Origin of the sequence: Ideonella lacteola (assembly GCF_038066555.1) — a bacterium.
Taxonomy (GTDB): Bacteria; Pseudomonadota; Gammaproteobacteria; order Burkholderiales; family Burkholderiaceae_C; genus Ideonella; species Ideonella lacteola.
This window is the reverse complement of the sequence record NZ_JBBUTG010000013.1, coordinates 92,028-104,532: the sequence shown is the minus strand read 5'-3', so window position 1 is coordinate 104,532 and position 12,505 is coordinate 92,028. Positions and strand designations below refer to the sequence as shown.

The window sequence follows — 12,505 nt, the reverse complement described above, 5'->3', positions numbered from 1 at the left end:
ACCGCAGGCGCTGCCCCATCGACGTCGCACCCCACGTGCCGCGCCGCTCGGGTCTCCCGATGGGGCGCGGCATCCATTGGCGGTGCGCTGGATCAGGAGCCCGCCGAGGCCGCTCCGCACTTGCCGTTGAAGGCTTTGCCGCTGCGTGACGTGCAGGTCACACCCGCCGGAAGGGTGACCTCCATCGACGCCAACTGGCTTGAAGCCGAGGCGATCGCCGAGCGCGCATTCGGCCCGCAGTTCGATTGCAGCCCGTACCACATCGGCACCACGGCCTTGGGGCCCTTGATCTTCAGCGACACCGTGCTCTGGTGCTCGTAGCGATTGTTGCTGACGAGCGAGTCGACATGCCCACCTCCTGCCGCTTTCACCCGGCTCGGCGGTGAGAGCTTCATCTGCTCGGCCACCACGGGGTCGAGCGCGCTGGGGCAGCGGCCCGCCGCGGTGCTGCCGATGCAATAGTCGAATGCTGCGCTGGTGGTGGCCGATCCACTGCCCATGGCCGAAACCTTGATGCTCAAGGTGGTCACTTGGGTGGGCGATGCCCCCGCCACGCTGAAGACCACCACATCGCCACCGAAGAGCTTGGCCGTCACGTCCCAATCGACGCCGGATTCATTGCCCGCGGTGCAATAGGCCAGGCCCGTGTCTCGGTCGTTGAAGTTGGTTGACGCTTGCGCATCGCCCTCGGCCAGGTTCCAGGTCTTGGCATGCCCGGTCGTGTTCTCGTTCTGAACCACATCGCCGTTCGGGCCGTTGGCAATGGTGATCATGGACACGCCGTTGATCGATTGCGCAGCGACGGGGTGGGCGGCGGCGGCGCAGACGGCAGCCAGCAGGGCGAACCGGTGAATGGATCGCTGGTGCGACACGGGTTGGCGCATGGGTAGTTCCCCCGAAGAGAGCGAAGCCCGAATCCTAACGGCGAGGCCCGCACGATGCTACTGCGGGTATTGCGATGAATGGTTGAGTGGAGAGACCCGAACGACTGGCACTGGGGTGGGGCGCGGCGGCCCATGTCAGTGCGTGTCATCGGGCGGCGCAGCGACGGCGTTGAGTCAGGGTCTCAGGCGCATCGCACCCACCTCGCGGTACGACGCCGGAGATGTGAACAAAGGAAACAAGGCAGTTCCATGAACCGCAGAATCAAGACCGCGACCGCCGCTCTGGCCCTGCTGATCGCCGGTGCCGCGTCAGCCGACGTGACCTTCTACGAGCACGGCAACTTCGAGGGCCGGGCCTTCACCACGCCGCACAAGGTCGACGACTTCCGGCGCTTTGGTTTCAACGACCGCGTTTCCTCGCTGGTCATCACGGGCCGGCAATCTTGGGAGGTCTGCGAGCACGTCGAATTTGGCGGGCGCTGTGTCGTGCTGATGCCCGGCCAGTACCGCTCTCTCGGTGAAATGCAGATGAACGATCGCCTGTCATCGGCCCGGCCCGTTTGGCGCGATGGCCACGGCCACGACGATCACACGCCGCCTCCGCCGCCGCCTCTGCCGCCGGGCCATGCCACCGGCCAGATCGCCTTCTTCGAGCACGGCGGCTTTCAGGGGCGGGCCTTCCAGGTCAGCGGCGAGGTGGGCAACTTCCAGCAGTACGGATTCAACGATCGCGCGTCGTCGGTGATCGTTCTGGGTGAACGGTGGGAGGCCTGCGAGCACGCGGGCTTCCAGGGGCGATGTGTCATCCTGAGGCCGGGCCGCTATCCCAGCCTCGGCGCGATGGGACTGAACGACACGCTGTCGTCCGTGCGCCCGGTGCCGCCCACGGCACGCTACGAAGAGGTGCGCTATGCGCCGGTGCCTGAGCCCGTCTACGACTGGCGCCGTCGTCCGCAAGAGCGCTTCTACGAAGCGCAGGTGGTGGGCGCCCAGGCCGTGTTCACGGGCCCGCAGCAGCAGCGGTGCTGGATCGAGCGCGATCGCGTGGCGGTGGAGCGCCACAACGAGCCCAATGTGGGCGGCGCCGTGGTCGGCGGCATCCTCGGCGGCATCCTCGGCCACCAGATCGGCACGGGTTCAGCCCGCGACCTGGCCACGGCAGGCGGTGCCGTGATTGGTGCGGTGGTGGGCGCCAACGTGGGTCGCGAGACGGTGGTCAACCGGCCCACGCAACGCTGCGCAAGCGTGCCGCCGCAAGGCCGCCCCGACTACTGGGACGTGACCTACCAGTTCCGTGGCATGGAGCACCACGTGCAGACCACTTTCCCGCCCGGCCCGACGATCACGGTGAACGACGAAGGCGAACCGCGTCTGTGATGAGGGCCTGACGCGCCGACCGAGCGTGGCAAAGAGAAGCGGCCCGGGGCTCACACCCCGGGCCGCAGTTCTTTGGGGAACGCGGTTGATCAGGCGGTGGCCGGGCGCTGTGAAGCGATCCAGCCATCGATCTGACGTTCCAGCACCTGGAGCGGCAGGGTGCCTTGCGAGAGGACGCGGTCGTGGAAGGCCGAGAGGCTGAAGCGCTCGCCCAGTTGTTGCTTCGACCTCTGCCGCAGTTCCTGGATCTTCAGTGCGCCGATCTTGTAGGCCAGCGCCTGGCCGGGCGACGCCATGTACCGCTCGGTGGCCTGCTTGGCTTGCGCCGCGGTGATGCCTTCGTTGCGGACCATGTAGTCCATCGTGCGCTCGCGTGTCCAGCCCTTCGCATGCAGGCCGGTGTCGGTGACCAGGCGCACGGCCCGCAGCAACTCCATCTTCAGGTGCCCCAGATGCTGGTTGGGGTCGTCGTACAGCCCCATCTCGTGGCCCAGGGTCTCGGAATACAAGGCCCAGCCTTCACCGAAGGCGTCGTTCCAGCCGAAGCGGCGGAACGCGGGCAGCGGCAGGTCGAACTGCAAGCTGGTGTGGAAGTGATGGCCGGGTTGCCCTTCATGCAGCAGCAGCGAGGTCATCTCGGAGTTGTTGTACTTGTCGGGCGTGGTGGGTGCGCCGACAAAGAAGATGCCCGGACGCGACCCATCTTGTGATGGCGCGCTGTAGTAGGGGCTCGTCGTGGCGCGCTGAAGCTCGGGTATCGCGCGGATCTGCAGCGGTTGCTTCGGAAGTTTGCCGAAGAGGTGGGGCAGTTGCGGCGTGACCCGTTCGTTCAGCGCGTAGTAGGCGGTGAGGATGTCGTCCCAGCTGCGGAAGGGCCTGAAACGGGGTTGCGCCTCATGCCACTTCAGGAACTCGTTGATCGAGCCCTTGTGGCCGAAGCCGCGCTGCAGCTTGGCCATCTCGCCATGGATGCGTTCGACTTCCGTCAGGCCCAGCGCGTGGATGCGGTCCGGCGCCATGTCGGTGGTGGTCTGCAGCCGAACCAGGTAGGCGTAGTAGGCCTCTCCATTCGGAATGGCCGAGATGCCAGCGCTGGTGCGGCAGGCGCGCAGATAAGGGCCCTGCAGGAAGGCGAGCAGCCCCAGCATCGAAGGGCGGATGTCCTTCTCGTAGGCCTGCACGTATTCGCGCGTGATGCGAGTCCGGTCTGCCGGGTCGAAGCCCGCCGGCATCGCCCGCAGCGCCGCGCCGAAAGGCGATTGGTCGAGCTTCGGCGCGGTCAACGCCTTGAGCATCGGCAGTGCCGATTGCACCAGCGGCCGGGGCACGGTGTACCCGCGCGCCACGCCCTCGCGCATGTTGACGATGGCCTGCTGGTTGAACTCCGGGATGCGGCGCAGGCGCTTGAGGTAGTTGACGTAGTCGGTCGGCGTCTTCAGCGCCTGGAGCTGGTCTCCGCCGGCCCAGTTCGACAGCGCCACCGGCATGCCGCCGTATTGGTCGATCGGCATCAGATGGTCGGGGAAGGCGCTGCCTTCGATCGACAGCTGCACTTCGCGGCTCAGCAGCTCGTGGGTGAGGCGATCGTCCGCGGAGAGTGGCTCCAACGGTAGCGCGGCGAGCTCTCGCTTGACGCGCTCATCCAGGGCCAGGGTGGCGGCCTGATGCTCCGGCGAGATCGTGATCGCCATCCGTCCTTCGTACTTCGGGCCGCCCAGCGTGGCGGAGCCTTGCAACGGGTTGAGTTCCAGTTGATCCGCAAAGTAACGGGACGCAATGTCCGCCAGCACGGGCGAAGTGATGCCCGATGACAAGCTGGCATTCGGGGCGGGGGTGTCGGCGGCCCAGGCCTGTGGCCACGTGGCCGCGGAGGCCACGGCTGCAGCGCGCTTGGCCCAGTCACGTCGGTTCAGCATTCAAGTCTCCTCGTGGGTAGAGCCTGTCGATGTTGCCGGCTCGGCGGCGAACGATCAGCGGTGGTGCGACGGAACGCGCGATTCGCGGGGTGAATCGTGCAGGGCTGCGACGCAGTGAGCCGTGGGTCAGGTCGACGGTGCCGAGGGCGCGGGGCCTGCTGTGCGGTGGATTCGGATGGGCGCCGCTGAGGCCGCACGGGCACGCAACTGCCCGCAGCCGCCCTCCACATCCTGCCCTGCCGATTGGCGCAGCTTGGTCAACACGCCGCGCCGGTGCAGTGTCCGCGCGATCTCGGCGGCACGCTCCCAGCTCGGGCGGCGGTAGTCCAGCCCGTCGACCTGGTTGTAGGGGATCATATTGAGGATGGCGTACTTGCCCTGCAGCAGTTCGTGCACGGCATCGATCTCGTCGTCTCCGTCGTTGATGCCTTCGAGCAGCGTCCATTGGTACTGGATCGGGTACCCGGTCTGCCGGGCATAGCGTTCGCCCAGCTCCACCAGTTCGGTCGGTGTGATGCGCGGCGCGCGAGGCAGGAGCTGTTCGCGCAGCTCGGGTTTGGTGGTGTGCAGCGACAAGGCCAGGGCGGGTTTCACCCGCCCCTGTGGCAGCCGCTCGAAGACCCGGTGATCACCCACCGTGGAGAAGACCAGCTGCTTGTGCCCGATGCCGCCTGCGGTGCCCAGCAGCTCGATCGCATCCAGCACGTTGTCGAGGTTGTGTGCGGGCTCGCCCATGCCCATGAAGACCACCTTCTTGACCGGTCTGCGCTGACGAGCCAACGCGACCTGCGCCACCATCTCGGCGCTGCCCACTTGCCTCAGCAAGCCATCGCGCCCGGTCATGCAGAAGCGGCACCCCACCGCACACCCGACCTGGCTGGAAATGCAGACGCCGTCGCGCGGCAGCAGAACACTTTCCACCGTCTGTCCGTCCCCCAGCTCAACGAGCAACCGGGCCGAGCCATCTTCAGCCGGATGCTCCGACTGCACCCGACCGAGGGCCTGCAGCTCGGCCTCCAGGGCGGGCAGCGCGCGGCGCAGGCTTTGCGGCATGAAGTCTTCCAGACGGCGGCGGCCGCTGTCTTGAGGCATCGCGTTCGACCACAGCCGCAGCACACGCTCTTCATGGGCAGGCAGGGCGCCGAGGGCGCGAAGGCGCTCGCGCAACGCGGGCAGGTGGGCAAGGGGGGAAACGGTGAGAGGTACGGCCATGGCAGCAGCAAATCGAGACGTGGCACGACGGTTCGGCGATCTGCCGGCCACAGGGCGGATTGTCGCGTGTGGCGCGGTACGGGCCGGCGTGCCTTGCGCAGCAGATGCATGCAGATGCCGCATCGATAAGGTCCCGATGCGCGCACGCCCGGGGTGCGGTCGACCGTCGGCTGTGGCACAGTGCGGGGCCCTCAGCCTACCGGAGGACTGGCCCCTGTGAGCAGCCGAGCATCGTCCGCACCCACCATCATTGACGTCGCGCGTGAAGCCGGCGTGTCGATCAAGACCGTGTCACGCGTGCTCAACCGCGAGGCGGGTGTGCACGAGCAGACGCGCGAGCAAGTGCTCGCGGTCGTCGCGCAGCTGAAGTACCGCCCCAAGTTGTCAGCCCGCAGCCTGGCCGGGGCGCGCAGCTTCCTGATCGGCCTGCTGTACTACGACCCGAGTGCCGCGTTTGTCGGTGGGGTTCAGAAGGGCGCTGCGGTGCGTTGCCGCGAGGCGGGTTATCACCTCGTCGTCGAGTCGATCGAGAACGAGGCGCCGGACATCGAAACGCAAGTCGACCGCATGGTCGCGGCGCTGCGACCGGACGGGATGATCCTCACCCCGCCGCTATGCGACAACCCGCAGGTGCTGAAAGTGCTGTCCGACAGCGGCACACCCACCGTCTTGATTTCGCCCGGCGATCACGACCCTGCCTTGCTCACCGTGCGCATGGACGATGTCCACGCGGCCCAGGAGGTGACGCAATTGCTGATCGAGCTGGGCCACGAGCGCATCGGCTTCATCCGCGGTGCGCGAGATCAGGCCGCTTCCGAGCTGCGCTACCAGGGCTTCAAGCTCGCCATGGAGGCGGCGGGCCTGTCGGTCGACGAGGCGCTGGTCTACCAGGGCGACTTCACCTTTCCCAGCGGCGTTGCCGGTGCGCACCATTTGCTCGGGCAGAAGGGGCGGCCGACGGCTGTGTTTGCCAGCAACGACGACATGGCGCTCGGCGTTCTGTCGGCGGCGCAGCGGCTGGGCCTGCAGGTGCCGGGCGAGTTGTCGATCGCGGGCTTCGACGATTCACCGGCCGCTTCGCTCGTGTGGCCGCCGTTGACCACCGTTCGGCAGCCGATCGAAGAGATGGCCCGTGTGGCGGTGGACATGCTGGTGACACCAGCGGCCGGCGGCGACGAGGCGACGCCCGGTGGCCGCGTGCTGCCGCACCGCCTGGTGCCGCGTGATTCGACAGCCGCGCTGGCATCGCGCGCGCACCGACCGACGGCAGCCCGTCGTTGACTGCGCCGGGCCTGCGCGCACAGGCGTCCACGCGAATCCACCACCTCTGAGACGGGCCGCTCGGCCGTCGCGACACCTCGGCACAAACACTCGGGAAGACCCGGAGTTGCGTCGTCTTGACGGTCGATGACAGCGTTGTCAGAATTCGTTTCACCAGCTTAGACAACGTTGTCATTTTGCCGTGATGGACAAATGGCAACCGCGGTCCGCTGGCCGGCTGCGATGCCAGCCGGTAGCCACGACATGAAAGAAGGAGACACGGTGGTGATCAGCAGAAAGCATGTGGTGGCCGGCCTGGTGCCGGTTGCCGTTCTCTCCGGCGCCGGGGTGTTGGCGCAGGACAAGCCGGCAGGCGACACGGGATCGGTCGATCAGGTGACCGTCACAGCCACCAAGCGTCTGACGCTGGTGCAGGACACGCCGCTGGCGGTGACAGCCTTCTCGGGCAAGGACCTGGAAAAGGCGCAGGTCAAGGACCTGTCCACGATGCAGGCGCTGGTGCCTAACCTCAGCGTGGAGCAGCATGGCGACTCGGGTGGCGTGCACGTCTTCCTGCGCGGCGTCGGCTCCACCAACCACACCGAGCTGGGTGACCCGGCGGTGGCGTTCCATGTGGACGGTGTCTACTCGCCGCGTCCGCAGGGCGCCACGGTGCTGATGTATGACCTGGCCAGCGTTGAAGTGGCGCGTGGCCCGCAGGGCACACTGTTCGGCCGTAACGCGACAGCCGGTTCGGTGAACCTGGTGACGGCCAAGCCGAAGTTCGGCGATTCGAGCGCTTCGTTCGGTGCCGTTGTCGGCGACCGCAACCACATCGGCATCCAGGCCGCGATGAACGTGCCGCTGGCCGAGACGGCCGCGCTGCGCATCGCGGCGATCACCGATCGCCAAGATGGTTGGGTTGAATACCAAGAGCGTTCCTATGTGCAGCCCGGTGCCCGCAAGTACGGCGCCACCGACCAGCAAGGCATCCGCACGACGCTGGTCTGGGACATCACCGAGAACCTGCGCACCACGACCGCCCTCGAGTACTACCGCGACCAAGGCACCGGCAATGTCTCGCTGATGCAGACGCCGCGCTCGGGCGAGAAGTGGAACTCGGCCTTGATCGACACCCCGGGGGCCCTCGACCAGGACAACACCACCTTCCGCACCCGCATCGATTGGGCGATCACGCCGTCGATCGAGCTGAGCTACATCGGCAGCATCAGCAGCATGTCGCGCACCAATGCCAGCGACAACGATGCAGGCGTCACGCCGGGCTTCAAGCAAGAGCACCGCACCGAGTGGTCTCGCTTCGACAACAACACGCACGAACTGAACCTGAAGTCGACCGACGAAGGCCCGTTCCAGTGGATTGCGGGTCTGTTCTCGATCAACGAAGACAACAAGATCCGCTTCGACATCGACATCTCGCAAACGCCGGTTGTCGGCACCACCGGGCCGATCATCGTCGACCCGAAGGACCCGACCGACGTGGCCTGGGCGATGTCGTTCATCCAGCCCAAGCGCACGCTGTCGTCCAACGCCGTGTTCGGCCAGGGCACCTTCAAGTTCAACAAGGAATGGGCGGTCACCGCCGGTGCGCGCCACACGAAGGAGAAGAAGCAAGACGTAGGCGGCCGCAACTGGGTGTGCCCGAACTTCGGCTCCACCATCGCCACGGGCGGCCACCTGATCGGCCCCGGCGGCCCGGTCAACCGCGAAACCTGCAACAGCGACTACGACGACGCCTTGCCGGCACCCGACTACGGCACCTGGCCGGGCGGCGGCCACAACGATGGCAAGACCGAAGACACGGCCAGCACCTACCTGGGCCGCGTCGAATTCAAGCCCAGCAAGGATCTGCTGACCTACGCCACCATCTCGACCGGCTTCAAGTCCGGCGGCCTGTCCGATGGCGGCCGTCGTCACAAGCCCGAGTTCCTGACCAACTACGAAATCGGTGCGAAGACCGAGCTGTTCGATCGCACCTTGGCGATCAACGTCGCGGCCTTCATGATGAAGTACAAGGACATGCAGGTCAGCTCGATCGAGTACACGGGTGACGATGGCACCGGTGGACGCCAACAGCAGCTGGTGACCAGCAACGCTGCGAAGGCGACGATCAGCGGCGTCGAAGCCGAATGGAGCTGGCGCCTGACCAAGGCCGATCGGTTCAGCGGCAACGTCTCGTTCCTGGATGCCAAGTACGACGACTTCCTGACCTGCGATTCGGCGCTGCTCAACTGTGGCGACGAAGCGAACGCGCAGAACCTGAAGGGCGAGAAGCTGCCGCACGCGCCGACCTTCTCGACCACCTTCGCCTACGAGCACGACTTCACCATGCCCGGCGGTGGCTTGGTGGTGCCCCGTGCACAGGTGCACTACCAGACGCGGACCAAGCTGGGCCCGTTCGGCGACATCAGCCCGAACGCTTCGGCGGCCGCCCGCGCCACGCCGGATGCGCGTTACCAAGACGCCTACGCCACGGTGGACTTGAGCTTGCGCTACGAAGAGCCCAAGGGCCGCTGGTTCCTGGAAGGCTTCGTGGTCAACGCCTCTGACGAGCATGTGAAGACCGACGCTTCATGGGTCAACGGGACCGCCTGGACGTCGTTCTACAACCCGCCACGCACCTACGGCGCCAAGATGGGCTATCGCTTCTGATCGCCCGCGGGGCCGGCCTGATGCGGCCCCGACCTCCGAACGCCGAGCATTCACCCGGCGCCCGCCTCCTCTCAAAGTCGGCGCCGGGTCTTTTTTTGTCGGCTCCATATCGAATCACTTCGTCGAGTTCGAGGATGAACCGCTTGTTCGCGCACAGCGCGGTGAGTGCCGTGCTCGTGATGGCCGCTGGTGCCGCCATCGCGCAGAAGACGACACTGACCGTGGCCACCTTTCCGGATCTGGATCGTGCCTCGAAGGCCGCGGTCGAGAGCTTTCAGCAGCAGTACCCGAAGGTGGAGCTGAAGATCGTCTCACTGCAATACGGCGATCACCACACCGCGATGACCACCGCACTGGCCACCGGTTCGGGCCTGCCCGACGTGATGGCGGTGGATTTCCGGTTCATCGGCAAGTTCGCCGAGAGTGGCGGGTTGGAAGACCTCAACGCCGCTCCCTACAACGCGCAAACGCTGCGCGACAAGTTCGTCAAGTACACCTTTGCCCAAGCCACCGGCAGCAAGGGCAATCTGGCGGCGATGCCCGCCGACATCGGCCCCGGCACCTTGCTGTACCGAAAAGACCTGGCCGAGAAGGCCGGTGTCACCGAAGCCGATCTCACCAAGAGCTGGGAGAGCTTCATCGAAGCGGGCCGCAAGATCAAGGCGAAGACCGGCGCCTACTTGCTGGCCGATGCCGCCGACATCCGCGACATCGTGCTGAGAACCGGCCTGAAGGACGGCGAGGGCCTGTATTTCGATGCGCAGGGCAAGCCGCTGGTCGACGGCCCGCGCTTCGTGCGCGCCTTTGAACTGGGCCGCGCCGCGCGCCAGGCCGGGCTCGATGCGAAGGTGCAGCCGTGGACCAACGACTGGTCCGCCGGCTTCAAGCAAGGCCGCATCGCGAGCCAGATGATGGGTGCCTGGCTCACGGGCCACCTGAAGAACTGGCTCGCACCGGACACCAAGGGCTTGTGGCGCTCGGCGGTGCTGCCGGGGGGGCAGGCCGGCAGCTACGGCGGCTCGTTCTACTCGATCCCCAAGAAGGCGGTGCACAAGGCGGAAGCCTGGGACTTCATCCGTTTCATGACGACCAACAAGACGATCCAGCTCAACTCGCTGAAAGTGCTGGACACCTTTCCTGCCCTGATCGAAGCGCAGAACGACGCGGTGATGGACGAACCGATCGCGTTCCTGGGTGGCCAGCAGGCCCGCAAGCTGTGGCGCGAGATCGCGGCGCAGGTGCCCGCCACGCCGGTGACGAAGTACGACGCGATGGCCACCGACGTGATCCGCGACGAGTTCGAGAAGGTGGTCGCCGAGGGCAAGGCCATTCCCGCGGCGCTGGCCGATGCCAAGGCCTTGATCGAGCGGCGCGCCCGCCGCTGACCGAGGAGGCCGCTGTGGAACGCGCGTTGTCTACCGCCCATCCCGTTCAACCGGCGTTGCCGGCGCGCCGAGCCGGCGCGGCCTGGCGTGCGCGTCGCTGGGCGCCGTACCTGTTCATCGCGCCGTTCTTCGTGCTGTTTGCTGTGTTCGGCGTGTTCCCGCTGCTGTTCTCGATCTGGCTCTCGCTGCACCAGTGGGACCCGGCGGCGGGGCTGGAGTCGATGCGTTGGGTCGGCTTCGAGAACTACGTCTTCGCGGCGACCGACCCGTGGTTCCACCGTTCGCTCTACAACACCTTCTGGTTCGCACTCGCCACCGGCGTGCCCCAGCACCTGGTGGCGCTGCCGCTGGCCTACTTCATCCATCGGCGCCTCAAGCGCAGCCGAAACGCGGTGGTGGCCGCGTACTTCGTGCCCTACATCACCTCCAGCGTCGCGATCGCGCTGATCTTCAGCACGCTGTTCTCGAAGGACTACGGCGTCATCAACGCGCTGCTGGGCACGCAGATCGACTGGCTGGGGGACGCCACCTGGACGAAACCCTCGGTGGCGTTCGTGATCTTCTGGCGCTTCCTGGGCTGGAACGTGGTGCTGTATCTGTCGGCGCTGCAGGTGATCGACAACGAGCTGTATGAAGCCGCCACGCTCGACGGCGCGGGAAGCTGGCAGCAGTTCCGCTTCATCACCTTGCCGCTGCTCAAGCCGATGATCTTCTTTGCCGTGACGCTGACGATCATCGGCAACCTGCAGCTGTTCGAAGAGCCGTTCATCCTGGTCGACCCCGAGAAGGGCGTCAGCCAATCGGTGATGACCAGTGCCATCTTCATGTACCGGCTCGCCTTCAGCGACGGCGACTTCGGCACCGCCTCCGCCGTCTCGTGGATGCTGTTCCTGATCATTGCGGCGCTCACCTGGGGCAACAGCCGGCTGTTCGGCCGCACCGGAGGGCAGCATGAGGCGTAGCACCTCGAATGTCTCGATGGCTGCCTGGGCCATGGTGGGCACCGGCGCGGTGCTCTTGATGGCCCCGTTCTGGTTCACCTTCGTGTTCGCCACCCATGGGCGCACGGAGATCTTCAACTCGCCCCCGCCGGTCTGGTTCGGCTCGGCGCTGTTCAACAACATCGACCTGCTGCAGGAGCGGTTGCCCTTTTGGCGCAACCTGGGCATGAGCCTGTATGTGGCGGGGATGACGACGGCGCTCAACCTGATGCTCTGCGCGCTGGCCGGCTATGGCTTCGCCGCCTACGACTTCCGCTTCAAGAAGCCGCTGTTTGCCGTCGTCGTGGGCTCGATGATGCTGCCCAGCTTCCTCAACATGATCCCGAGCTTCATGGTGATGGATGCGATCGGCTGGATCGATCAGCCCCGTGCGCTGATCGTGCCGGCGGCCGCGGGTGCGCTGGGCATCTTCATGATGCGCCAGTACATCGGATCGGCGATTCCGAAAGACCTGCTCGATGCCGCCCGCATGGACGGCTGCGGCGAGTTCCGCATCTTCTGGAGCGTGGTGCTGCCGCTGCTGAAGCCGGCACTGGGCACGCTGGGCCTGATCACCTTCATCGCGTCGTGGAACAACTTCATGGCGCCGCTGGTGGTGATGCGCTCGGCCGAGAACTACACCTTGCCCTTGGCGCTGCGCTCGATGCAAAGCCCCAACAACACCGAATGGGGCGCACTGATGGCCGGCAGCGCCATCGCGATGCTGCCCCTGCTGATCGCCTTTTTCTTCAGCGCGCGGCGGCTCGTCGCGGGCTTGACCTCCGGTGCCGTGCGCGGTTGACGCACACGGCCATCTCTGT

General features: G+C 66.3%; 9 protein-coding genes. 6 read left to right on the top strand and 3 right to left on the bottom strand.

The window, feature by feature from the left end:
- Window positions 1–92: 92 nt before the first annotated feature.
- Entirely contained in the window at window positions 93–884 is a 792-nt protein-coding gene (locus AACH06_RS19405) for a hypothetical protein (RefSeq protein ID WP_341427416.1), read from the bottom strand.
- 249 nt (window positions 885–1,133) lie between these two features.
- Between AACH06_RS19405 and AACH06_RS19400 the strand changes: the two genes are divergently transcribed.
- A complete protein-coding gene (locus tag AACH06_RS19400) occupies window positions 1,134–2,261 on the top strand; it encodes a beta/gamma crystallin-related protein (RefSeq protein WP_341427415.1) in 1,128 nt (375 codons plus the stop codon).
- Between the two features lie 89 nt (window positions 2,262–2,350).
- Here AACH06_RS19400 and AACH06_RS19395 read toward each other — a convergent pair whose 3' ends face one another.
- A complete protein-coding gene (locus AACH06_RS19395) occupies window positions 2,351–4,177 on the bottom strand; it encodes a DUF885 domain-containing protein (RefSeq protein ID WP_341427414.1) in 1,827 nt (608 codons plus the stop codon).
- Window positions 4,178–4,303: 126 nt separating this feature from the next.
- The gene (locus AACH06_RS19390; protein WP_341427413.1) at window positions 4,304–5,389 is read right to left on the bottom strand and encodes an RNA methyltransferase; all 1,086 of its coding nucleotides are present in this window, start codon (window positions 5,387–5,389) and stop codon (window positions 4,304–4,306) included.
- 216 nt (window positions 5,390–5,605) lie between these two features.
- Between AACH06_RS19390 and AACH06_RS19385 the strand changes: the two genes are divergently transcribed.
- The 5 genes from AACH06_RS19385 (at window position 5,606) to AACH06_RS19365 (ending at window position 12,486) form a co-directional block, all read left to right on the top strand.
- Window positions 5,606–6,670, top strand: coding sequence for a LacI family DNA-binding transcriptional regulator (locus tag AACH06_RS19385; protein ID WP_341427412.1), 1,065 nt, complete (start codon window positions 5,606–5,608; stop codon window positions 6,668–6,670).
- Window positions 6,671–6,931: 261 nt separating this feature from the next.
- The gene (locus AACH06_RS19380; RefSeq protein WP_341427411.1) at window positions 6,932–9,319 is read left to right on the top strand and encodes a TonB-dependent receptor; all 2,388 of its coding nucleotides are present in this window, start codon (window positions 6,932–6,934) and stop codon (window positions 9,317–9,319) included.
- A 134-nt stretch (window positions 9,320–9,453) separates the two neighbouring features.
- Window positions 9,454–10,704: an ABC transporter substrate-binding protein gene (locus AACH06_RS19375; protein WP_341427410.1), complete on the top strand. Its 1,251-nt coding sequence runs from the start codon at window positions 9,454–9,456 to the stop codon at window positions 10,702–10,704.
- A gap of 14 nt (window positions 10,705–10,718) precedes the next feature.
- Window positions 10,719–11,666, top strand: a complete 948-nt coding sequence (locus AACH06_RS19370; protein ID WP_341427409.1) for a carbohydrate ABC transporter permease — start codon at window positions 10,719–10,721, stop codon at window positions 11,664–11,666.
- A complete protein-coding gene (locus AACH06_RS19365; RefSeq protein WP_341427408.1) occupies window positions 11,656–12,486 on the top strand; it encodes a carbohydrate ABC transporter permease in 831 nt (276 codons plus the stop codon). Before AACH06_RS19370 ends, AACH06_RS19365 begins: the two co-directional genes overlap by 11 nt.
- Window positions 12,487–12,505 lie beyond the last annotated feature (19 nt).